At 40.1% G+C, this 23983-nt stretch carries 22 protein-coding genes and 1 tRNA gene; 11 read left to right on the top strand and 12 right to left on the bottom strand.

Features of this window, described 5'->3' with window-relative positions:
- Nucleotides 1-3: 3 nt before the first annotated feature.
- The 3 genes from CWD91_RS00480 to CWD91_RS00470 are packed head-to-tail and all read right to left on the bottom strand — an operon-like array spanning nt 4 to nt 3195.
- Complete coding sequence (locus CWD91_RS00480) at nt 4-1173, bottom strand: efflux RND transporter periplasmic adaptor subunit (protein WP_103438998.1); 1170 nt, start codon at nt 1171-1173, stop codon at nt 4-6.
- Nucleotides 1174-1204: 31 nt separating this feature from the next.
- Nucleotides 1205-2545 carry a TolC family protein gene (locus tag CWD91_RS00475; protein WP_103439832.1) on the bottom strand — a complete coding sequence of 447 codons (1341 nt, stop codon included), beginning with the start codon at nt 2543-2545 and terminating at the stop codon, nt 1205-1207.
- Nucleotides 2546-2589: 44 nt separating this feature from the next.
- Nucleotides 2590-3195 carry a TetR/AcrR family transcriptional regulator gene (locus tag CWD91_RS00470; protein WP_103438997.1) on the bottom strand — a complete coding sequence of 202 codons (606 nt, stop codon included), beginning with the start codon at nt 3193-3195 and terminating at the stop codon, nt 2590-2592.
- A 160-nt stretch (nt 3196-3355) separates the two neighbouring features.
- Here CWD91_RS00470 and CWD91_RS00465 point away from each other — a divergent pair, with 160 nt between their 5' ends.
- Nucleotides 3356-4330: a polyprenyl synthetase family protein gene (locus tag CWD91_RS00465; protein WP_103439831.1), complete on the top strand. Its 975-nt coding sequence runs from the start codon at nt 3356-3358 to the stop codon at nt 4328-4330.
- Between the two features lie 43 nt (nt 4331-4373).
- Here the strand turns inward: CWD91_RS00465 and CWD91_RS00460 are convergent, their stop codons facing one another.
- The 4 genes from CWD91_RS00460 to CWD91_RS00445 form a co-directional block, all read right to left on the bottom strand.
- Nucleotides 4374-7784, bottom strand: a complete 3411-nt coding sequence (locus CWD91_RS00460) for a HEAT repeat domain-containing protein (RefSeq protein ID WP_103438996.1) — start codon at nt 7782-7784, stop codon at nt 4374-4376.
- A 66-nt stretch (nt 7785-7850) separates the two neighbouring features.
- On the bottom strand, nt 7851-9017 hold the full coding sequence (locus CWD91_RS00455; RefSeq protein ID WP_239985594.1) for a lycopene cyclase family protein: 1167 nt from the start codon (nt 9015-9017) through the stop codon (nt 7851-7853).
- Between the two features lie 114 nt (nt 9018-9131).
- The gene (locus CWD91_RS00450; RefSeq protein ID WP_103438994.1) at nt 9132-9620 is read right to left on the bottom strand and encodes a thioredoxin family protein; all 489 of its coding nucleotides are present in this window, start codon (nt 9618-9620) and stop codon (nt 9132-9134) included.
- 5 nt (nt 9621-9625) lie between these two features.
- Nucleotides 9626-11929, bottom strand: coding sequence for a TonB-dependent receptor (locus CWD91_RS00445; RefSeq protein WP_103438993.1), 2304 nt, complete (start codon nt 11927-11929; stop codon nt 9626-9628).
- A gap of 78 nt (nt 11930-12007) precedes the next feature.
- On the opposite strand from CWD91_RS00445, the gene CWD91_RS00440 reads away from it, so the two are divergent.
- From CWD91_RS00440 to CWD91_RS00425, 4 genes are read left to right on the top strand one after another with little or no spacing between them, the layout of a single operon-like run.
- Entirely contained in the window at nt 12008-12670 is a 663-nt protein-coding gene (locus CWD91_RS00440; RefSeq protein WP_103438992.1) for a metal-dependent transcriptional regulator, read from the top strand.
- Complete coding sequence (locus tag CWD91_RS00435) at nt 12667-13488, top strand: ZIP family metal transporter (protein WP_103438991.1); 822 nt, start codon at nt 12667-12669, stop codon at nt 13486-13488. Before CWD91_RS00440 ends, CWD91_RS00435 begins: the two co-directional genes overlap by 4 nt.
- A 44-nt stretch (nt 13489-13532) precedes the next feature.
- A complete protein-coding gene (locus tag CWD91_RS00430; protein ID WP_103438990.1) occupies nt 13533-13964 on the top strand; it encodes a hypothetical protein in 432 nt (143 codons plus the stop codon).
- 4 nt (nt 13965-13968) lie between these two features.
- Nucleotides 13969-14355, top strand: a complete 387-nt coding sequence (locus CWD91_RS00425; RefSeq protein ID WP_103438989.1) for a DUF423 domain-containing protein — start codon at nt 13969-13971, stop codon at nt 14353-14355.
- A gap of 3 nt (nt 14356-14358) precedes the next feature.
- Here CWD91_RS00425 and CWD91_RS00420 read toward each other — a convergent pair whose 3' ends face one another.
- From CWD91_RS00420 to CWD91_RS00405, 5 genes are all read right to left on the bottom strand, one after another.
- On the bottom strand, nt 14359-15891 hold the full coding sequence (locus CWD91_RS00420; protein WP_103438988.1) for a carboxypeptidase-like regulatory domain-containing protein: 1533 nt from the start codon (nt 15889-15891) through the stop codon (nt 14359-14361).
- A 141-nt stretch (nt 15892-16032) separates the two neighbouring features.
- Entirely contained in the window at nt 16033-16182 is a 150-nt protein-coding gene (locus tag CWD91_RS22750; protein ID WP_192877614.1) for a hypothetical protein, read from the bottom strand.
- A 103-nt stretch (nt 16183-16285) separates the two neighbouring features.
- Complete coding sequence (feoB, locus tag CWD91_RS00415) at nt 16286-18523, bottom strand: ferrous iron transport protein B (RefSeq protein WP_103438987.1); 2238 nt, start codon at nt 18521-18523, stop codon at nt 16286-16288.
- Entirely contained in the window at nt 18520-18762 is a 243-nt protein-coding gene (locus tag CWD91_RS00410; protein WP_103438986.1) for a FeoA family protein, read from the bottom strand. Before CWD91_RS00410 ends, feoB begins: the two co-directional genes overlap by 4 nt.
- Before the next feature lie 217 nt (nt 18763-18979).
- A complete protein-coding gene (locus CWD91_RS00405) occupies nt 18980-19654 on the bottom strand; it encodes an SCO family protein (RefSeq protein WP_103438985.1) in 675 nt (224 codons plus the stop codon).
- A gap of 163 nt (nt 19655-19817) precedes the next feature.
- On the opposite strand from CWD91_RS00405, the gene rseP reads away from it, so the two are divergent.
- The 6 genes from rseP to CWD91_RS22745 all read left to right on the top strand — a co-directional run bounded on the left by rseP (nt 19818) and on the right by CWD91_RS22745 (nt 23950).
- Nucleotides 19818-21134, top strand: coding sequence for an RIP metalloprotease RseP (gene rseP / locus CWD91_RS00400; protein WP_103438984.1), 1317 nt, complete (start codon nt 19818-19820; stop codon nt 21132-21134).
- 105 nt (nt 21135-21239) lie between these two features.
- Nucleotides 21240-21313 (top strand) — tRNA-Asn (locus CWD91_RS00395).
- 347 nt (nt 21314-21660) lie between these two features.
- The gene (locus tag CWD91_RS00390; RefSeq protein ID WP_103438983.1) at nt 21661-21951 is read left to right on the top strand and encodes a helix-turn-helix transcriptional regulator; all 291 of its coding nucleotides are present in this window, start codon (nt 21661-21663) and stop codon (nt 21949-21951) included.
- A gap of 10 nt (nt 21952-21961) precedes the next feature.
- On the top strand, nt 21962-22417 hold the full coding sequence (locus CWD91_RS00385) for a helix-turn-helix domain-containing protein (protein ID WP_103438982.1): 456 nt from the start codon (nt 21962-21964) through the stop codon (nt 22415-22417).
- Nucleotides 22418-22422: 5 nt separating this feature from the next.
- Nucleotides 22423-23085, top strand: a complete 663-nt coding sequence (locus CWD91_RS00380) for a P-loop NTPase family protein (RefSeq protein WP_103438981.1) — start codon at nt 22423-22425, stop codon at nt 23083-23085.
- A gap of 304 nt (nt 23086-23389) precedes the next feature.
- Nucleotides 23390-23950, top strand: a complete 561-nt coding sequence (locus CWD91_RS22745) for a BfmA/BtgA family mobilization protein (RefSeq protein WP_192877613.1) — start codon at nt 23390-23392, stop codon at nt 23948-23950.
- Nucleotides 23951-23983: the final 33 nt, after the last annotated feature.

Here is a 23983-nt window from a genome sequence, read left to right as displayed (position 1 = left end):
TTTTTAGTTTAAAACTTTAACTTTTTGACCATCCTTAACGCTTCTGGCACCTTCCTTTATGATGTGATTGCCATTACTGATGCCGGAAAGTACTTCCACATAGCCGTTTTGGGTCTTGCCAGTGGTGATTATCATCTTTTTGACCACCGCCTCGTTGTCGGCGTTCAGTTCTTCGGCCACATAGGCATACTGTTCTCCATCGGCATTTTCGGAAACAATGCTCTGAGGAATAAGAATGGCATTTTCACTGGTATAATCGTTTAATTGTACCTTGGCGCTCAGGTTTGGCTTAATGCTTCCTGTCTCATTGGGCACGGGTATTTCTACGGTAAAAGATCTGTTACCAGGGTTTATAAAGTTTCCTGTCTGTCTTATATTGGTGATTATACTATCTCCCAATACAGGAAAATATACCTTAGCTTCCTTTCCATTTTTTATACTGCCCAAATAGGTTTCAGGTACTTCTACTACTATGTACATATCCGATAGGTTTACAATTCGGAATACCTCCGATCCGGGACCAGGGGCAACTACGGTACCTTGGTCCTTTATAACGTCGTCTATAATTCCGGAAAATGGGGCTCTAATGTTCGACTTCCCTAATTGACTCTGCATTTGCTTAACGTTATTTTCAGTGGCTTCATAATTGGTCTTGGCCTGCAGATACTGGATTTCGGAACCTATTTTTTGATCCCATAATCTTTTTTGACGCTCAAAAGTGGTTTTAGCCAATTGTGCTTGAGTTTTGAATTGCTCCAATTGACTGCCCATTCCACCATCATCTATGCTAGCCAGAATTTGACCTTTACTCACCTTTTGACCCTCTTTCACATATACTTTTTGCAAAACACCTTGCATTTCTGGATAGATAAGTACATTTTGTTTCGTTTTAACATCGCCTTGTAGGTCCAGGTAATGGTCAAATTTTTTAGGATTGGCAACAACTGTAGTAACTAGGGGAAGATTTTCATTTCCGCTCATAGACCCTATTACAGAATCCAACTTTTTTAGTTCGGATTCCATGACTTTTTGTTTTTCGAAAAGTTCACTTTTTTTGACGCGCAATGCGTTGAGGTCTCCACCGGAAATTAGTTGATCTACTGTTTGTTGATTGTCGGAACCGCATGAGACCAGAATGGCACCAAGAGCGAATATTTGAAGTATATTTTTCATAATTTTTTATTGATAGGTTGACGTTTTATGTTTAAAGTTTTCTGTTAAGTACCGTTTCCAATTCCGTTTTCTTATTTATTACTTCTACCATGGATTGTAAGTATTCCTGTTGTGCCCCATACAACTGTGTTTGTGCCTGCCTTAACTCGAAGCTGGAGGCAAGTCCTTCCTTATATTTAAGCTGGTTCTTATATTCAATTCGTTCCGCTAAGCCCAAATTTTCGCTTGCAGTGTTGTACTCTTCTATAGAAAAGAGGTAGTTGCTCTTGGCTGTTTTATGTTGAAGGCGAATGCTCTGTTCCGTTTCGGACATTTGAGTCTTGGCTTTTTCAAGTGCAATTTTTACCCTAGCGGTCTTGGCGCTTCTCCCAAAGGAACTAAAAATTGGAATATGCAGGTCTAAACCCAACACCGATGAATCGAACCAATCAGTATCGTTGCTTAGAAAGTTGAACTTATCGCTATAGGAGGTGCTTCCGTAATTTACAAAGGCATTCAAGGTTGGCAAGGCCATACTTTTTTGTAGCTTAAGTTCCAATTCCCTCTGTTGGTTCAGATTGTTCACTATTTTAAAATCGATGTTATTGTCTATCACCAAATCTTCCTCCAACAGATCCAAACGTATTTGTGCTTGGGCCAAATCGGATAGTTTTTCCTTCAATTTTGTGGGAACATCAATGTCCAGTCCCATGATTAGATTTAACATTTGAAGGGTAATCGACTGTAAACGGAGTGAGTTTTTTAATTGATTGTCAACAGAGGATAAGGTAATCTGCAATTGTTCCACGCTTTCTTCATCTCCAAGCCCATTTTCGAAAAGCTTTTGGGTTTCAAATAGATTTTTTTCCAAATTCACCTTGTTTTTTTCCAAAATGGCAACGCTTTCCTGCGACAATAGAACATTGCCATATGCCTCAACAACAGATTTGCGCACCTCCAGTTCAGTCTTCTCCTTACTGTTGTTGCTATAGGCTATAAAGGTTTTTGCCGCTTGAATGCCAACGAGGTAGGACCCGTCAAAAATCTGTTGTTTAAGGGTAGCAGTAGCATTGGCTGTTTGGGGTTGTCCAAACACAACGGGAATAAAGGTTCCGGGCTCTTGGCCTGCCAATTCACCGGGCAACAGGGATACTGGTTGCTTTAATTGGTTTTGATAGCTTACGGCCCCGTCTATTTGCGGAAGTCCAGTTGCGATAGTTTCCCATTTTTGTTTTTTGGCGTCCAACAAATCCCTATCCGCATTTATGGAGCTGTAATTGTTTTCCAAAGCAAAGGCTATAGCTTCCTCAAGGGAGTAGCTATATGTCTGTTCTTGGGCGTAGGTCCAAGTAACTGTAAATAGCATCATAAGTGCTAAAAAGCTGTATTTCATAAAATTGGATTTAATGTTTTTTAATTGGGTCATTTAGCTGTTTTTTATTCGTGTGTGGAATCGATGATATCATTTAGTATCTTTCTGCCCTTTGGTGTTACAATTCCACGCAAATGATATTCAAGAAAATAATCCTGTAATTCTTTTGCCACGAAATTGCCCTCCGGAAAAAAGCGTTCGTCCTTGATACTGGCCACACCCGATATATAGATGCGCGATACGAATTCGATGTTCAAATTTTCCCTGTAGATTCCAAGTTCCAAACCTCTTTTTATATTGTTTACAGTGCATTCCTGCATTAATTCATATTGCTTTTCCCTAAGGTTGGCAAAAATTTTTGGATAATATTTCTGTAACTGGTATTGGGGGGAAGACTTTTCATCCTTTAAATGGGAAATGACAAATTTTTTAATGTCGTACAATTCCTCAATAGGATTTTTGACATTGGCACATATGAAATCTATTCCTGTATTAATTTGATTAAAAAGACTAAAAGTGCACTCCTGTACCAACTTCGTCTTATTTTCAAAATGGGTGTAAATCGTTTTTTTGGAAATTCCCATTTCATTTGCCAAATCGTCCATGGTAACACTTTTGAACCCTAAGTTCAAAAACATATCTGTTGCCTTTTCTAAAATTTTTTCCTTCATAGAGTCGGCAAAGATAAACCAGGAAACTTATAAAACAAAAAAAGTTTCCTAAGTTTTACGTTTTCTTAACATTTCAGTCGATTTCCTTCATTCTGTATTGGGAATTGTTTCTTTATGGTAAGTGATTTCTTTTAATGTATTTTTGAAAAAAATTGCCATTATGCAGAGCATTGAACAATACAGGTTGGATTTTATGGCCCATATGAAGGACAGGTTCAAAATTAAAGAGCCCATAAATCTATATGAGCCTATTTCCTATATTCTTAATTTGGGAGGAAAACGACTTAGGCCTGTTTTAACTTTAATGACCACCGATATTTTTGGGGGAGATTATAAAAAGGCCTTGGATGCTTCATTGGCCATTGAAGTATTTCATAATTTTTCCTTGGTTCATGATGACATAATGGATGCTGCGCCATTGAGAAGGGGGAAACAGACATTGCACAAAAAGTGGGATATGAATACCGGGATTCTTTCGGGCGATGCTATGTTGATATATAGTTATCAGTTGTTGGAAAGTTATCCTGCAGCCACTTATAAGAAATTGATGAAATTGTTCAGTAAAACTGCCCTAGAGGTTTGTGAAGGACAACAGTATGATGTGGACTTTGAGAACCGGGAAGAGGTAAGCATTCCCGAATATCTGGTTATGATTCAAAACAAGACGGCTGTTTTAGTGGCTGCGGCCATGAAAATGGGAGCTATCATTGCCGATGAATCGGACGAAGTCCAAGATTTGATATATGATTTTGGGAAGAACCTCGGGATCGCCTTTCAATTACAGGACGATTATTTAGACGCTTTTGGAGACCCTCAGAGCTTTGGGAAACAGCTTGGGGGCGATATTATTGAAAACAAAAAGACCTATTTGTACCTAAAGGCACTGGAATTGGGAAGTCCAAATCAGGCTCAGGAGTTGGAGCATCTCTTTTCTATTAAGCCAATGGATGCCGCCAACAAAATAAACACGGTTAAAGAATTGTTTCAGGAAACCGGAGCCCTTTCCCTTACTTTAAAAGAGATGGAAAGTTACACCGATAAGGCATTTAAAACTTTGGAAATGCTTAGCCTAGAACCAAGGAAAAAGGAAATATTAAGGCAGTTTGGAACTGCCTTAATGAACCGCGAGGTCTAAATTACCTTTGTAGCACCTTGTTGGCCAGCCTTGGTTTTAAAAGCTATTCTTTTTTCAAAACGGACAAAAATTCTATTACATCCCTTATTTCCCTTTTGGACATAATGGTTCCCATTGGGGGCATACCTGAAGCTATATTTTGTCTTTTATCAATTCTTGATAGGGCAATTTCCATGGGCTCTGCATCTGAAGTTTTAAGAATAAGCTCATCCTTGGTTTCTTCTTCCAAAATTCCTGTTATGGTTTGTCCATCCTTAAGGGTAACGGTAACCATTCCGTAACCTGGAGATAAACGGGCACTTGGGTTAATCAATGCCTCTAGAATTTGTTCCCTGCTCAATATATTTCCAATATTGTCCAGTGCAGGACCCACGGTTCCACCAGCACCTCGAACGGCATGACATCGAACGCACTGCCCAGCGGAATTGGTATTGAAATACTCATAACCTGCCCGTATGTTTCCGCCGTTTAAGGTTTCCGTATAGGCGGCCAAACCATCTCCATGGGCCTTTAGATTACCCAATTGTGCAATCAATTCTTCGGATTTGGTAGCCTCAACAGCTTCCGTTAGGTCCAAGATAACACCGTTGGATAGCTTCTTGTTATTTCCTTGTTTTATTAGGGAACTTAGGACATCTTTACTTTTTTCAAGGGGCATTTCCCCCAAAACGCTTAGCATTTTTTGTTGTTCAACAATGGATCCACTTTTAAATATAGGCTCTACAATAGCGGGCAATTTTTCTTTGGGAATATCTACTTGGGTTACTAATCCAACAGCAACGGTACGAACATCCCGATCTTTATCTGCCATACCAATTCTCATGGCTTCTTCAATATTGGCATAATTTAGATCTCCAAGTGCCATTAACATGGCCGAGCGCACTACAGGAGAAGAATTGTTTTTCATTATAGTTGCCAATTGGGCATTGTATCCATCTATTTTGAGGGCGCTTATGGCCTTCGCTGCTGCCACTAAAATATCCGGGTTTTCATCCTTCAAAAAGTCGGGAATATACTTTTCTATTTTCTGTTTTACTGCAATGGCATCCCTTTTAATTTCGCCCCTATAACGCCCATCTACCCTGTCCAGGACAGAAGGGGAGGCCCAAGTACCTATGGCGGCCAATGCTTCACCTCTAAGTGTGCTGGAAACAGTTGTTCTCCGTGCAAAGTCGATAAGTAGGTCCAACTCCTTATCCCCACCAACCCTAAGTGCGGCATTGATACTTCTACGCAACAATGGTTCAGAGGTAAATCTTTCCTCTTTCAACAAGGAGGCTAAAGCTGGCAAGGCGGCTTCAATAGACCAATCATCATTGATTGCCCTGGCCGCTTCGGTAACTATATATTCATCCTGGTCCTTTAAAAATAGTGCCAACTGTTCATTTTGCAATCGTCTCAATACCAAAACAGCGGCAATACGTAAACTTCTGTTTTCGCTGTCGGCCAAGGCAATTATCGGGGCAGTTTCCCCAATTCTCGCAAGCGCCAAAACAGCGGCATGTCTTAAATAAAGATCTTCGTCATTATTGGCCTCCAACATTGTCAAAAGCGGCTGAACCGCATTTTTTTCCGCAATTCTACCTATAGCTTGGGCGGCGAAGAACCTAACCCGAGCATTATGGTGTTCCAGTAAGGATATTAAGTCGTTGCCGGCATTACTATATTTAACATCTCCCAAGGTTTTGGCAGCCTGGGCTACAATTTCGGAGTCGCTGTCCTTTAAAAGATTCATTAATGGCTCGGCCCTTTCCGATTTTAGCCTTGCCAATTGCCCTATACCCCAAATTCCGTGGACCCTGGCCAATTGGTTTTCCTTTTGTGCAATGGCTGAGGTAAAAGCCTTTTGGCCTTTATTGTCCCTATTTGCCAATTCGAACTGGGCCTTTTGGCGAATTCGCATATCGGGATATGAAAGGAATTGGATTAATTTGTCAACATTTTGATCTGTATAGTCCAAGGTCATTAATCGCTCCGTTTCCTTTCTTTCCAACTTCAGGTCGTTTTTGTTCGCTGCAACATCCAACTTCCATACCCGGCCGTAATTTTTGGTATCCCAGCCGTTCATCCAATCTGCAATATAAAGTGCCCCATCCGGAGCAAAACGAATTCCTGTGGGGAGAATTCCGCTGAGTATATCTTGTTCCTTATTTAGTTCAAAGGAGGCCCCTTTTGGTTTAAGGTCGAAACTCCATATGTGCGATCTACTTGGATTACCAACAAACTCTACCAGAAAGAATTTGTTTTTCCATTCCTTTCCCAGGGCAGTGCCAGGGTTGTAGGCCATTCCTGTTGGACCATTATGAAAGTTCATAATGGGCGGTATAATGTAGGCAGCTTGGTTTTCCCAACGGGGGACAAAAAGTTTTTCATCCATCCAAACGTTGTACCCATTGTTTTTTGGGTCGGTGTACTTGCCATATTGCCAATTGGAGCGCCAACCTGCGTCAGATCCTTCCACAATATATACCAATCGTTCGCTTTCTCCACGGTGATCCCCATCATTATCCGCGGTAATAATATTGCCGTACTCGTCAAATACAAATTCGTGGGTATTGCGCACACCGGCGGCAAAAACCTCAAAATCGCTACCATCGGGATTTGATCTAACAATAACCCCTTGATTTGGGTATTTGTGATGTGTTCCGTCTGCGGTGGTAATATTGGCCCCTATATCTCCAATTCCCCAATAGATTCTTCCGTCAGGACCTTCTATAGCTCCGGACATTCCATGTCCCCCAAAACCGATATGTACCCCGTAACCATGGGATATGGAAGTTTTATCGTTCATAATGCCATCGCCATCCTCATCGGTAATTCTCCACATATCCGGGGCAATACCTACGAACATATCATTTTTTCTGACCAATAGGGCTCCGGCAACATCCGATTTTTCTTCATGAAAATCATTCACAATTCTTGTGGCAACATTGGCATAACCACTAGCATTTTGGTCCTCCAATTTCCATATTTCCTCCTTTTGTACCGTAAGGTCTTTCCAATCGTGGATGCTATCATGATTTAGGTCCTTCAGCCATTCGTTTTCTTCGCTTTTTTCTGTAGCGAATGTTTCATGTAAAAAGTTTTTTCTATCCTCTACCGATTGTAGGGCAATGGATGGGGTCATCCAATGTCTGAACCCTCTGATATCAAATTCAGAGTTTTTTTGACGGTTGGTCCTAGTTAGGTATATGTTTCCCTCATCGTCCACGGACATGGCCACCGGATCCGGAGCCAAGGAATCAGAAGCCCATAAAGACAATGTTAGGCCTTCTGCAACTTGGGCGGGAACATTTTCTCTTATTTCCTTAAACCTGTTTAAGGCAGTTGTGGTATCTTCTTTTATTACCAATAAGGGTTCCTGTGGTTGCTTGGGTTTTGTGTCACAGGATATGGCAAAAATGCCAATAAGGGATAGAACTAAGACGGTTCTGAAGGTAGATATGGTTTGCATGGGAATAATTGGTTTTAAAAAGAGTAAAATATACGGGTATATAACAGTATTATAAAATATTGCTTGTTAAATTAAAAAAACCCTACGAATGAAGGCCTGAATAAATTCTTTTTTGGGGCAGGCGGCTATTATTTTTAAGTCTTCTAGGATACCGGTTTTTTCATCCAAAAATTTAAGAATATTTTGAGCCCTACGACGCTTGAACAATTGGCCAAAAATTAACCTACCCTTACTGTTGTTCCTATATAGTATATCCAATAATAGGAGGTCATAAAACCAATATCGATCCTTTTTGAAAAAAGTATTTAGCGGTTTGTCCTTTTTTAAAAATGGGATTAAAGCCCCTGTTTTTTGATGTGTCCGCATAAAGGTATAGCCAGAACTTGGTTTTGCCCATCCTCCGGCAACCCCAATATGCAAAATGTTTTTGCTGTTGTGGACGTTAAAATTATAACAGCTCATGGGGATGCTTCCTTTTTCTTTTTCCAATATTTCGTATTCTTTGCAATCCAGATTATTTAGGTAGGATTTTAGAGCCGCTTCATATTCTTGATCGGGGAGCACATTTTCAGAGAATAAGGTGTATTCCACCAAGGCTTCTGTTTGTGAAAATGGCAAAACATACATAAAGCGGGTGTTTCCATTTTGTGGGACGGAAAAATCCATAAAAGTAGCCTGATCTTTATCAAATATAGGTTTGCCGGTTTTTATAAACCAGCCTATAAAATGTTGCTGTAAGACGGGATATCTTTTTTGTTTTAACAGAGGCTTATAGTCAAAAATACTATTGAATATCCTTTTGCCCTTAAAAGTCTCGGAATCGGTACAGACCAATACTTCGTGACCCATATCCTGAATGTCTTTTACGTGCCCTTCCAAAAAAGTGATATTGGTATGTTCATTTATTTTGTTGCGGTAAGTATGGTAAAAATCCTCTGCCCGGATCATTTTATACTGATATGGGGCTATTGGTGTACGTTTGGAAAATCTGTCATCTGCGACAAAAATATGGTCCCAAGTTTTGTGAAGGATAGCATCAAAATCTCCCTGGCCAATTTCCCAATAACACCAGGTACGGTCATTTTGTCTATTCAAATTTTTGTCCAGTAAAAGAATTGATTTCTGTGCAAAAAAATTATCCTTGCCCAAAGCATCGGCCAATAACAAGCCAGAGGCACCTGCGCCAATAATAATATAATCGTAGGTTGCCATGCTAATGGTCTCTAGTGTCAAGGGTTTATACCAAGTTTAGAAATGGTTCTGAGTCTGTTTTAAGGATGCAATCCAAAAGTACAAATTCTATTGGTAGCATTTATAAATCCAATAAGAGGGAACTATCAAGTATGTTTAGGGTGTTTTTTCCAGTATCCCCAGTAATTGTTCGGCATCCAGATATTGGAAATAACGTGCTTGGGCAGTAAAGGTAGAATCCAGTAATACTAAGGCAGGTAGGGTAAAGGGTGCATTCTTTCTACTGGCCAATAGAAGGGGTATTTCATGTACGGGATTACGTCTGTTGGCTCTTGGATTGGAAAAGCTTTGTTGCCCAAAAACAATGGTATCTGTAGTTTCCACATTAAATTTTACAGCGTAAAAATCCTTATTTAGTAAATGGACCACCCTAGGGTCTTTGAAAGCTGCTTCATCCATTTTTAAGCAGGGAGCACACCAATCCGCATAAAAATCGATGAATACTTTTTTGGGGTTTACTTGAAGGGAATCATACAATTGTTCAAAACTGATCCAATTAACTTGTGTCTTTTCTTGGGCATGGGCATTTGAGCAGGGCAGCATTAAATAAACCATCAATATTAAAATTGTTGTCTTAGTTCCCATTATTCCTATAAAGATTTTATCCTTAGTCCTATAAAAACAGTTCTTGGGGCTCCAGGGCCGTAGACGTAGTTACTATCCCTATTTTTGCCCAAATCAAAATCGTCCTGGTAGGCATTGGTTAAGTTTTTGACCCCTCCGAATATCTCTATTCCTGTGTCAATTCCGGGAAAGCTGTGGTTGTAACCCAGGCGTAGACTGAGTTCCGTAAACGATGGAGATTTAGAGTATTCATCTACGTCCTGCCCTGTTCCTTCACCACTAAAATGGGCAATTTCCATTGGCCCGGTATATAATATATTGGCACTTGCACTTAGTTTTTTAGTGGGTGTATAAGTAAAAGTAGCATAGCCATAGTCGTTTGGGGTTCTTAAAAATGCCCTTTTTGCCTCCAGGCCCCCAATATTCTCCACGGCATCATTGAATAGGCTTGACTGTAGTGTAAAGCCAGCTTCGATCTGAAGCAAATAATCAAAATTGGCCCTTGTTTCCAGGGTAACACCACTTACAGTGGCACCACTGCCATTTCGCTTTTCAAAGCGCTGTCCAAATTCGTCCTCTCCCAAAGGGAAAAGATAGAAGGCGTCATTTAATTGGGTATAAAATCCCTCTAGGGTGAAACCGGCAATGAAATGTTCGGAGGCCTTATCATAATTAATAGATCCGGTAAAACTGTTGGAACGTTCCTCTTTTAGGGCGTCTGAAAGAGAGATACGGGAGATGCCTCCGCCGGCGAAGGCAATATGCAAGTCGGTGTCAAAAGCTTGAGGCGCCCTAAAACCTGTACCCCAGCCCAATCTCAATTGAGTCTCCTTATTCCACTTGTAGAGCAGTGAGAGCCTAGGACTTATAATGGTTTTATCCACTAGATTGTGGTCATCGATTCTAAAACCGGAAAGAAAATTTAATTTGTCGTTAATATCCCAGTCGTTCTGTACAAAACCGCTCAAATTCCTTGTTGTCTGGTCTATTTTGTAATTATAGGGTTCAATAACATCCAACACCTGGTCATATACGAATTCGGACCCAAGTGTCAATACGGTTTTGCCTCCAAGAAACTCCTTAAATCTGTGATTGTATTGAGTGCCACCCTGATGTGTGGTAACATTTGATATGCCATAGGGTGGGTCGGCCAAAAATTCCCCCAATTGGGGTTCATCATCCGGAATTATGCCCGTATAATGGTCACGGTCGGTATATTGACCTCCATAATAAAGGATTAGGGCACTTTTTTCTTCGTTAAAATTTATCTGATAATCCAAACTGCCCATAAGTACATTATGGGTCCGTTCTTCGGATTGTTGTGCCAAGTAGGCGGGTTTATCAACTATTTCACCACCATATCTATATTCATTGATACTACTGAGGCTTACCTCGAGCTTTTGGTTTTCCTGAGGTAGATAAAAAAAGTTGGTACCAAAGGAATTGTTTATGAGCTGTGGGAGCTCTGAAAAATTATCACCGTTGGCGTCATAGGTGTCACGGTCCCTCTTGCTGACAAAAAAAGTGGCCCCGGCATTTCGTTTTGGGTTAACTACGGTGGCGTTACCTACCAGAAGATGGTCGTTCCCATTGTTCCCCACATTTTGATAGGTATAGGTAAGGGAATAGTCGTTTTGCCTCGGGATCTTGGTCATTACGTTCACGGTGCCCCCTATGGCACTGGATCCATAGAGTGCCGATACGCCGCCGCGAACAATTTCTATACGCTCGATCATATTGGTGGGTATTTGCTCCATACCGTATAAGCCGGTAAGGGGACTAAATATGGGTCGGCCATTGATCAATATTTGTGAATAGCCACCTTGTAGCCCGTTTATACGTAATTGGGTATAATTACAGGTCTGGCAATCGGTTTCTACCCGCAGGCCTGGTTGAAATCTTAAGCCCTCGGAAAGATTGGTCGCCACTACGTTATCCAATGTTTTGCTATTGATCAAATTTACGATTACAGGGGAATCCGTACGTCTTTTGTCTGTCCGGGTACCGGTTACCACTACTTGTTCAAGTCCCATAACGTCCTCCCTTAATTCAAAATTTAATTTTAGGGGACGGGTATTTTCCAGGGTAATTTCTTTTAGGGTGGATTTATATCCTATGCTTTGGCAAACCACGGTATAGGTTCCAAATGGGGCGTTAAGGCTATACTTTCCTGATTCATCGGTAGTGGTGCCAATTTGGGTTCCCTTAAGTTGTATGGTGGCCCAGGCTAATACATCTCCGTTGGATATAACCGCTCCTTCCAGTGTTCCGGTTTGGGAAAGAAGATGGGACAGTGGCAAAAAAAGAAATATCCAGATTATATTTTTCATCTATTTAAATTAAAATTTAGGCAAATCTAAAAATTTGTTTGTACAAATAAAAATGTATTTTTGCATAAATTGTATTTAATGACGCGTTCAGAAGAGAATTATATTAAGACTATTTTTCATTTAGGCAGACAGGGGACACAGGATGTAGCTACCAATGCCATAGCGGAGCTAATGGAAACCAAGCCTTCTTCAGTTACCGATATGATTAAAAAACTGTCCGAAAAAGATTTGGTGAATTACAAACGATACCAAGGAGTTTCTTTAACTTCTTTAGGTAATAAGACGGCGTTGAGCATTATCAGAAAACATAGGCTATGGGAGGTTTTCCTAGTGGAGAAGCTCGATTTTTCCTGGGATGAGGTTCATGAGGTGGCGGAACAGTTGGAGCACATTAAAAGTGACAAACTAATAGATAGTCTAGATCGTCTATTGGCTTTCCCCAAGTTCGATCCACACGGAGATCCCATACCCGATAAGAACGGAGGGTTTAAAGAAAGGGATAGGGATTTATTAAGTGAAGTTCCAATAAGAACTGTTGGGGTATGTGTTGGGGTAAAGGACTCATCGGCCACGTTTTTAAAATTTTTGGACAAGAACGGGATAGCCCTGGGAAACCAAATAAAGGTGATGGAAAGAGAGGAGTTTGATGGTTCCTTAAATATTGAAATAGACGGGAGGAACATGCAAATTTCACATGTCATTGCTTCTAATTTGTACATTAAAACCAATGATGGCATATGAACGAGATTATAGACTATTTTGAATCTATCGACCCAATTTTAGCTGCATTTTATGCCACTTTGTTTACCTGGGGACTTACGGCCTTGGGAGCCTCATTGGTATTTTTCTTTAAGACCATGAACCGTGCTGTTTTGGATGGCATGTTGGGTTTTACGGGCGGGGTCATGGTGGCCGCTAGTTTTTGGAGTTTGTTGGCGCCAGGTATAGAAATGAGCCCCGGGGAAGGATTTGTAAAGGTGATTCCGGCCGCGGTTGGATTTCTCATGGGCGCTTTGTTCCTTTTTGGCTTGGATAAGGTATTGCCCCATTTACATATTAACTTTAAGGAGAATGAAAAGGAAGGTATTAAAACACCATGGCATAGAACCACTTTATTAACTTTGGCAATTACTTTGCACAATATTCCCGAAGGACTTGCCGTTGGGGTTTTGTTTGGGGGGGTGGCCGCAGGATTTGACGGAGCAACTATTGGAGGGGCCGTTGCCCTGGCACTTGGAATTGGGCTTCAGAATTTCCCCGAAGGTTTCGCAGTTGCCATGCCATTAAGGCGGCAGGGCTTAAGTAGAAGAAAGAGCTTTATGTACGGTCAGGCCTCAGCTTTGGTAGAACCTGTTGCTGCGGTATTGGGTGCTTGGGCGGTCCTTACTTTTCAGCCAATTTTGCCCTATGCGCTGTCTTTTGCGGCAGGAGCTATGATATTTGTAGTGGTGGAAGAGGTAATCCCGGAAACCCAACAGGATAAGTATACGGACATAGCAACCATGGGTTTTATAGGAGGATTTATAATTATGATGATGCTCGATGTGGGGCTTAGTTGAATTATTTTGGTTTGTTGGTGTAATCATTTATCTTCATTTAAATTATGGGAAATACTGAAAAAAGGCATTGGTTTTTAAACTTGCTTATTGTGGTCACAATAATTGTAGTTGCCCTGGCATTTACGGCGCATTACAAAAATTGGATCAAGACCGAAAATGAGGAATTGGAAATATTATCTGGAATCTATTTCGTCGAGATTCCATTTTCCGACATGGACAGTGTTACTATGGTGGAAAAGATTCCTTCCATGGAACGTATCAACGGATTTTCTGTTAAGGAAAGGGAAAAAGGTGTTTTTAAAGAAGATAGCTTAAGTTTGAATAAGGTATATGTTTACGTGGATCGACTTTCCCAACCCAAAATAAGGTTGGTCTATCAAGATTCCATGAAATTATTTTTGAACATGCCCGATAGTACGGAAACGGAAACTATGTATCGGTTTTTATCCAATAAAATTAATCCCCCCAAAGAATAGAAATATGGTACTTTTAGCGCATGTTCTGGGTTCGCTTTACGGTCTTTTGGCAGTGGTTTTCGGTGCTTTTGGAGCGCATGCACTTAAGAAAACCTTGAACGAACAGCAGTTGAAAAGTTTTGAAACGGGGGTAAAGTATCAAATGTACCATGCCATTTTATTGCTTGTTTTGGGATTTAATTTAAATCTGGAAACAGCTTTGGAACGTTATATGATTTATTGCCTTATAATTGGGGTATTTCTATTTTCCTTTAGTATTTATGGACTATCCATAAGTGCGGCCAAAGGTAAAAAACTCAGATTTTTAGGACCTATTACGCCATTGGGCGGATTACTTTTGGCAATAGGTTGGGGATTATTGTTCTATTCCTTTATTCAAAATTTGGTATAGTGTCTATTTAACCTCCACTTGGGCCGTAAAATCCTTTATTGCCTGGTTGGGTTCTATGATGTTATACCCCTTCCAAAATTCAGGATCGTAGTTGGGCATATAGGTAGGAAGAACGGTATTGTTTTCCAGAACGGCATTGAATTGTTGGGTAGTTATGGCTTCAGAGTCAAAAAGGATCACTTCGTGCCTGTTTACCCCACTGCTAGCCATATCTATTTTTAAGGAAAGCTCGTTCTGTTTGTTCCTTCCCTTTACGCGCTTGTTTAGTTCAATGATTTTCAAAGGCCTTTTTATGGCCACCTTCGCGCCCAGTTCTTCTTCAAAATAGCGTAAATGGTAAACTCCTGCTTCATTCTTGGAGAATATCATCTTCCCCTTATCCAAATATTGGTCCAAAGAGACTCCCAAAAGCTTAAAGGTCCTCAGGGATTTAACATTGCTGTAATCCAATCGGATTACAGCAAAATCATCGGCATGGATATACAGCCTACCCTGGTAGTCCGCAGACCTTTTGGGCTCAAAATCAAGGATATAAACTGCATCATTCCCTATATAGGTAAAATCTACCAATGTAAAATTGTACCTATTGTCTTTATGGATGAAATTGAGGTCCGAATCTTTTAGAAAGAACTGTTTTTCCAAAATCTTGGCTAGGCTTCCTTTTTTAAAGGAAGCGAAATTCTTCTTTCGGTTTTCTTCCTTTTTTTTCTTTTCTTCCAATTCTTTTTTCAAGGCCTCGGCATCTGCACCTTCACTCTCGGTGGTAATTATTTCGTCGGCATCCACTTTTGTGCCGAATAGGCCCGATTTAATTTTGAAATAGGAATCGGGCTTTATATTTTCCTTTAGAATATCATTGAACTTTTCTTCCAAAGCCGTTAGGTCCAATTCGCTTTGCTTATCATAAAGATCTGAAGCCTTTATCAACATTAGTTTTTGATTGTCCTTTTCATAATTGCCATAAAAGTCGCCCAATATTTCGGTGTATCGGCTCGATTTTTTTGGAATGGTATTCAGGACACTGTCCAAGAATTTCTCGTTGAGGGCATCTATGGTAGATTCTTTGAAAGTATAATTGGATTTGGTAAGGTTTTGATGATAGGAGTCCCTAAAGAACAAGCGTTTTTTGGTGAGGGCTGTACTGTAATTTTTATTGATATGTTCTTTTACCTGCTCTATAAGCTCTTCCGCGGTATATTGTTTGTTACTTACAATTACAGGATTTAGTGCTATGGGTTTGGCACTTAGGAAAATGACAGCTTCCGTAAATTGATTCAATGGCTTGCGTAAACCCTCATAGCCTATACACGAAATAAAAAGGGAGTCGGTATCTCTACTATTTTGATCTAATAGCAAACTAAATCGGCCTTCTTCATTGGTAATAACCCCTTTTTTATTGGATAGAAGAATAGTGGCGTAGGGAATGGGCTGTTGCGTGGCAGAGTCCCTTACCACAGAGGAGATTACTTGGGCCTGATTAAAGTTGAATCCGAATGCAACTATAAAAATGGGAAATAGGGCTTTAAAATTGAGCATACAGGTCATCTAATGAACACCAAATTAAGGAATTGGATTTCTTAAAGCAATGGACTTGTGATTATTTTAAGACAGATTTATTATACTTTATAAAAAGTATTTTTAAGCATGGATGGAAGAAATAAATGCTTTCTACTAAGATCAATGACAGCCACAATCCCCATCACCACAAGATTTGGAGCTGCGTTTCTTTCCTGCAAACAAAGATTTTGGCAATAGGAATTTCTTTACTAGATACCCTAAGGCCAAGGCCACTGTGATATAGACCAATATGTGTTGAAGAATGCTCATTTTTATTATCCGCTTTGGGTGTTGAAAGGAAAAAGGTTTAATGCCGCTTATTTACTTATAGGAACCAAAATCCGTTACATTTTTTCTTTTTTGATTGTCCGGATTACTTTAGAATCTGGTATGCAATCAATGCTACAATATACGCAAAAAGACTCATAAATACCAGTTGTGCAGCTGGCCATTTCCAGGTATTTGTCTCCCGTTTTACTATTGCGAGCGTACTCATGCATTGCATGGCGAAGGCGTAGAAAAGCAGTAAGGAAATACCTGAGGCCAAATTAAATAGGGGCTTTTTGGTTCTAGGGTCTATTTCGGCCGCCATTCTGTTCTTTATGGTGTCCTCTTCATCGCTACCCACACTATATATAGTGGCTAAGGTACCCACAAAGACCTCTCTGGCCGCAAAGGAAGTTAGGACGGCAATACCAATTTTCCAATCGTACCCCAGTGGGCGCACAACAGGTTCTATAGCCTTGCCCATATAGCCCATATAGGAGTTTTCCAGTTTGTAACTTGCAATTTCCTGATTGGTAGCTTTTTCAATTAGAGCCATTTCTTTCAGTCTTAGGGAGTCGCTTATTGCAACAGGGTCCAAAACATATGTTTTTTTCCCAATGCTATCCTGAAGTGCCTGTTTGTAGGCAGTCATCGAACTTTCAATATTGGTTTTATTAAATTCCGAAAATCCTTGTTCTTCAATTTGCTCACTAACAATTTCGTCTGCATTGGCAAAATCATCCGAAAATCCGTTCGATCCCAAAAACCAAAGTATTATGGAGATGGCCAAAATAATCTTTCCGGCCCCTAGCACAAAACTTTTAGTTTTTTCCCAAACGGTATAAACAACATTCTTAATGAGAGGGAGTTTATAATTGGGCATTTCCATGACAAAGAAGGTCTTGCTCTTGATCTTCATGATCTTGTTCAAGATCATCGCCGAAAATATAGCGGCTCCAAATCCCATCAGATAAAGGAGCATTAAGGTCAATGCCTGATAGCTAAGCCCCAGAAATCTACCTTCAGGAATAACCAAGGCAATAATGATCAGATAAACCGGTAAGCGGGCAGAGCAGGTAGTAAAGGGGGTAACCAAAATGGTAATAAGTCGCTCCTTCCAGTTTTCAATGGTCCTAGTGGCCATAATAGCTGGAATTGCACATGCCGTTCCCGAAATCAATGGCACTACGCTCTTGCCGCTTAAGCCAAAAGGACGCATCAATTTGTCCATTAAAAATACAACCCGGCTCATATAGCCAGATTCCTCCAAGAGGGCAATAAAAAGGAACAAAAAGGCTATTTGGGGAATAAAAATGACAATTCCGCCTATCCCGGCAAGGATTCCTTCGGCAATTAAATTGGTAAATACTCCTGGGGGTAAAGTGTCTTTGACCCATTCACTGGCAGAAGCAAAGGATTCGTCAATGAAATCCATTGGGTAACTGCTCCAGTCGTAAATGGCTTGAAAAATTGTGAGTAGGATAATAAAAAAGATAGCATATCCAAATATTTTGTGCGTCAAGATCTTGTCCAAGGTAGCCCTGAGACCTTTGGCAGCGTTAATATCTACCTTATATGCCTGTTTTAGGATACCATTTATAAATTGATATCTAAGAATGGTTTCCTTTTGTTGCAGCCTTTTTAGTTCCGATTTGGATTTGGTGGCAAAAGAGGCCGTAATGGTGATCGGGTTCTTCTCTATGGGCATAAAATTTACATCCTGGGTAATTACAAGCCATAGTTTATATTGATCTTCCTTAGGAAATGTTGCTTTCAATTTTTCGAAATAATCCGGAGCAATTACCGTTGTATCAACATTGGGAGAAATAGATAGGTTTTTATAGTCGGCGATCAATTCCTTAATTCGGTCTATACCCGTTCCCTTTCTAGTACTTACCAATGCAATTTTGGTATCCAGCTTTTCTTCCAGTAGCGCTATATCCAAGGAAATTCCAGTTCTGGACATACGATCTGCCATATTGATGACCAGGATAACCGGAATTTTAAGGTCCTTTATTTGGGTAAAAAGAAGAAGGTTTCTTTTTAAGTTTTCAACATCGCTGATGACAACGGCAACATCTGGGAAATCCTTATCATTTTTATTGAGCAAAAGTTCTACCACTACACTTTCATCCAAGGAAGTAGTGTTAAGGCTATAGGTGCCGGGTAAATCCAATATATGCGCCTTTACGCCACGGGGCAGTTTACAGATCCCTTCCTTTTTCTCTACGGTAATACCTGGGTAATTCCCAACTTTTTGTTTTAAACCGGTAAGTTGGTTAAAAACCGAAGTTTTACCAGTATTGGGATTGCCTATAAGAGCAACCTTGATCTGTTTGCTCATAGTGGGGAATCTTCAATAATTTCTAACTCAATTAAGGCGGCCATGGAACGCCTAATAGCGATATGTGTGCCGTTAACGTTAATGTATATGGGATCTTTCAGAGGGGCCACCTGTACCAATTCTATTTCATTGCCAGGGAGGCAACCTAATTCCAATAGTTTAATAGGAAGAATTCCATCAGCAAATTCCTTGATGATACCCTTTTGCCCTCGCCTTAAATGTGCTACTGTTGTAGTCAATTTTTATTTAGATTGATTTTAATTAAGCACAAAAATAAAAGAAAAAGATGAAGTATTCAGGTAAAACCATAAAAAGTTGACGCTTTGAATGGCTGTTGCTTCCGATTGATGGGTAGTAACTGTTTTTTTATTGAAACAAAGCAGGTAATTGGGGTTTTGGAATTGGAAAGGCCAAATATTGCCCGGCCCCTTCAATGGTCAGGAGCGCTATAAAATATTAGTCCTTATAAGAAGATCTCAATATTTCCAAGTCGCTCAGCAATTTCTCCATTTCGTCCGAGTTGGTACCGTCGTAGAATCCTCTAATTCTACGTTCTTTATCCACTAGAATAAAGTTTTCTGTATGGATCATATCGTAAGGGCCTCCATCACCATCGGTCTTAACGGCTAAATAGGATTTCCTGGCCAATTCATATATCTGCCCTTTGTCTCCGGTAACAAGATTCCATTTACTATCATTGACCCCTTTTTCCAAGGCGTATTTTTTTAACTGTGGAACCGAGTCAATGTCCGGGGTCACGGAATGGGAAAGCAGTAATACGTCATGGTCATTTATAATTTTATCTTGAATACCGACCATATTTTTTGTCATTATGGGACAAATTGTGGGGCAGGTGGTAAAGAAAAAATCGGCAATATAAATTTTGTTGTGGTAGTCCTCTTGGGTCACCAATTCCCCATTTTGATTGGTCAATGCGAAATCAGCAATAGTATGGTATTTTTTAACATGCTGTAGGGTGCTGTCCACCAATTCGAAATTTACCATGGCAGGTTGGTAAACGGGCAATAATTTTTTGGGTTGAAGGGCATTGTAGAAAAGGGAAACGATGACCCCGGAAATGAGGAGAAGAACAATTCCCAAGAATTTAAATTTGGCAAAAAACGAACGCATGTTTTTTTGGCAAAGGTAGTGTAGATGCCAAGATAATTCAAGATTCTTTAGGTGGAACGCTACTAAATCTTTCTTAAAAAAAACCCTTGGGCGGAATAGTTTTTTTTTAAGACCGCGTAATAATGTACTTTTGTGCGCTTTTATAGTTTAAAAAAAATACTTAATGACGTTAGCAATACAGATTGTACAGTTTGTACTTATCATATCCATTTTGGTGATTCTCCATGAATTGGGCCATTTTCTTCCCGCGAAATATTTCAAGACCAAAGTGGAGAAATTTTATTTGTTTTTTGATGTAAAGTTTTCCCTGTTCAAGAAGAAAATAGGGGATACGGAATATGGAATTGGCTGGTTGCCATTGGGAGGCTATGTAAAGATAGCCGGGATGATCGATGAGAGCATGGACACCGAGCAAATGAAGCAAGAACCACAACCGTGGGAATTTAGAAGCAAGCCGGCTTGGCAACGACTTATTATAATGACAGGCGGGGTAATCGTAAACTTTTTGTTGGCTTGGGTAATATATACTACCATGTTGGCAAGTAATGGGGATACCTATATTCCTTCAGATAGCCTAAAATACGGTATTGTAGTAGATTCTATTGGCGAACAATTGGGATTAAAGACAGGCGATCAAATTTTGATGGTGGACGATAAGAAAACCAGGAAATTTAGGGAGGCTGTTTTGGATATCATTCTCGGAGATGAGGTAACGGTGAATAGGGACGGCCAGGAAATTACTTTTCCTTTGTCGGATGAAGGCAAGGAGACCGTTTTTGCTACCCAGGGTAAAAATTTCTTGGATTATAGAAAAAAAGCGATTATTGCCAAAGTGGTTCCCAATTCGGTAGCCGAAAAAGCAGGTCTATTGTCAGGAGATGAAATTATAGGGGTAAATGAGGTATCCACTGTGTTTTGGGATGAATTGGTTCCGAAAATACGGAGCTCTGCCAATCAGAAGTTGACCCTGAACGTTCTTAGGGATGGGGTCACCCAGCAGTTACAATTAACAGTTCCCGAAGAGGCGGTGATAGGAATTGAATTGGATGATACCGATTTACGGGTAACCGATAATTATAGCATTTTTGAAGCTATACCGGCAGGTTATAACAGGACTATACAGGTATTGACGGATCAAATAAGGCAATTTAAGGTAATCTTCAACACTAAGACCGGAGCTTACAAACAGGTAAAAGGGCCCATTGGAATAGTAGAATTGATGCCTGAAAAATGGAATTGGATTTTCTTTTGGAATTTTATGGCCATGTTCTCGGTATGGTTGGCATTTTTGAATATTCTTCCTATTCCGGCATTGGACGGAGGGCATGTAATGTTTTTATTGTACGAAATAATTTCTGGCAGAAAGCCAAGCGAGAAAGTATTGGAAACAGGCCAAATAATTGGTTTTGTTATACTTATGGGGCTTATGGCAGTGGTATTCGGGAACGATATCTGGAATATCATCAAGAAGTTTTTATAGGAGAAATAAATATTTTTAAATTTTAGGTGTAAAACGGCCATTTTTTGTTTGGCGTATTTGAAAAAACATTTTATATTTGCACCCGCTTAGGCGATAAAAATACACTCCTCCTTAGCTCAGTTGGTTAGAGCATCTGACTGTTAATCAGAGGGTCCTTGGTTCGAGCCCAAGAGGGGGAGCTTAATGAGAATAGGCCTTGCGAGAAATCGTGAGGCCTTTTTCTTTTCATGGGTACAACATAGGTACAACATTTTTTTTCCGTTTGATTTTATATCAAAAACTCCCCAATTTATTCTTGATTAAGCTCCTACAGCATTAATCACCACCATGCGATTAATGTAAATCATGGATAGCTTCCACTATCATATACTTCCAGATGATAATTGCGTGTTGCGTTATTCTAGCAGATTTTCAATAATCGTTATCAATCCCTCAAATAATATTGTTTTTTTTAGTTAAAATTTTCTGGTTCTTCTTTTGGTGCTATCTGCTTTTCTAATTTGAAGAAAATCATAAAGCAAATATCATGGAAGAACAAGAAAAAGTGGTGGACCTCTTAACGGAAATTAAGGGGCTACTTTCCCACAACAAGAAATCAATGAACGTGGAAGACCTGGCGCTTTACACAGGACTCTCCAAAAGCAAGATCTACAAGCTGACCCAGCTAAAGTTGATTCCCATGGGCAACAATCCCCATATCCGCCAGAAATTTTTTGACAAGGATACCATAGATGCTTGGCTATTGGGGGAACCAGATCTATCGGACGAGACCTTGGAGCACCGTTTCAATGAGTCCCTAATCAAGAACAAGAGATAATTTCTCTGGTATGAAAACTACGGAGAGAAATTTTCAGGGGATCTGGATACCCAGATCGATCTACCTGAACACGGAGGTGAACTGGTATGCCAAGATCTTGTTCCTGGAGATACACAGCTTTACCGAAAACGGTATGGAGTGCTACATGTCCAATAAGTACATCGCTTCCTTTCTAAATATTTCCGAACGACAGGTCACCAGGTACATTTCCCAACTAAAGTCATTGGGCTGGATAGAGGAGACTTCCTTTAATGGAAGAAAACGCTACCTCAAAAGTTTGTTGAGTTTTGGGTTTAAAACTGGCGACCCGGCCCGGACAGTATTATCGGTGCAGCCTGGACACTTTTGTCAGGCCAGTATGGTCAAAAGTGTCGGGTATAATAAACAAGTGATAAAACAAGAAAAAAAAGAATTTACCTTTTTAAAAGAAGAAGAAGAAGATAATAGAAGTCCAATATTGGAATAGGCGATATGGAAAAAGGATGGTCAGACGAGTTTTTAAAAAAGCAAACGGAACTTAAACCGTTATGCGCCCCAGAACTTTTTAAAAAAGTTTTTTTTAGGGCTGCACAGGAATTTTATGCCCGGATGGATCTCGATTTCGAGGTGGACGATACTAACAAGACTTTCTTGGGACATTTCTGTCGGTATTGGAACCGTGACCCCGAATTCGAAAATGTGGACAACATATCGCTTAGGAAAGGCCTGATAGTTTTTGGCTCCTATGGAACGGGAAAAACATCTAGTTTTAAGATCATCCAGAACATGTCCAAACAATATGGGTTGCGGGAATTGTGGTTTCCCTCTATTGCGGCACAAGAGGTAGTTGCAAAATACAATGCTGAAAAGAACAAGGACCACATTATAGATTACTATTCCAAGGGGACATTTCTATTCGATGATCTGGGATCGGAAACTGTGGGGAACAATGTTTACCAGTACGGGAAGGAGGAAATATTTGTTAGGATACTTTTAAACCGTTATCGGAATTTTGAAAGCCTTGGGACAAAAACACATGTCACGACGAATTTAAGCCTTTCCCAGATTGGGAATCGCTACGGAACACAGATCTCGGATAGGTTCATAAGGATGTTCAACCGGCTAAAGTTGGACGGCCCGAGCCGAAGAAAATAGCTGGTGAAAGAAAAAAGAGGACTTATTGGAGTTTATGTACCGTTTGGAGGGGACATTAAAAAAATCATAACTAGGGAGAAGCTTTTTAGAAGTTTTAAAGAAGGTCTTCCGCTGCGAAGTAAAACGGAGCAAAGGAATAGCAAGAGGGTAACGGGCAAAGCCACGTTACGTATTTATTTAAGCTCATAACATATTGATTTATAGATGGTTATGTATATTTTGATTTTTTACATTTTATAAATTTGCGACAAATGCCCTGTAAACACCCATTCTTAGGGAAGAATTTGCGACAAATCAGAAAATTATGAACTCATTTAAAAGTATACGCTTTAAGAGTGAAACAGCTAAGCATTTCCAAAAATTTTCGAGGCGGTCTTTCAAGACCCATACGGAAGCACTGCAGACGATGCTGGATTTTTTTATCTATAACGAGATTTCCCCTAGGGAATCCCTTGGTCCCAATGTGAGGACCATAACAAACCTGATCAAGAAAAGGTTCAATGCAATGGCGGCCATGATGAATAATATGGAAAAGAATGGGGTACTTCCGACCAAGGCAATGATAGAACTTTTATTTGAACACTCGCCCCGAAAAAAACGTGGTCAAGCACCCTTATTGATGGAGGGTGGGGAAGACGACCCAGAAAGGGATAGGTTCTTTAAAAAGGTGGAGGAGGCCCTTGTGATGGAAAGAAAATATACCAATCTAAAACGAGACCTAAGGCAGAACAGGGCAGAATTTATTGCTCTTTTGAACAAGGTACAATTCGTAAAGAGCAGTTTTGGAAAGTCCAGATTGCAATTGGACATGAGCCCTGAAGATTTCGAAAAGCTTAAAATAAAGATAGAAAAAGAATTGCACTAGGAATATCAGTATGGGCAAAGAGAATTTGAGAGG

This window comes from Arenibacter hampyeongensis, from assembly GCF_002909255.1.
Taxonomy (GTDB): domain Bacteria; phylum Bacteroidota; class Bacteroidia; order Flavobacteriales; family Flavobacteriaceae; genus Arenibacter; species Arenibacter hampyeongensis.
The sequence above is the reverse complement of the archived record's forward strand: the minus strand, read 5'-3'. Positions and strand labels throughout refer to the sequence as shown.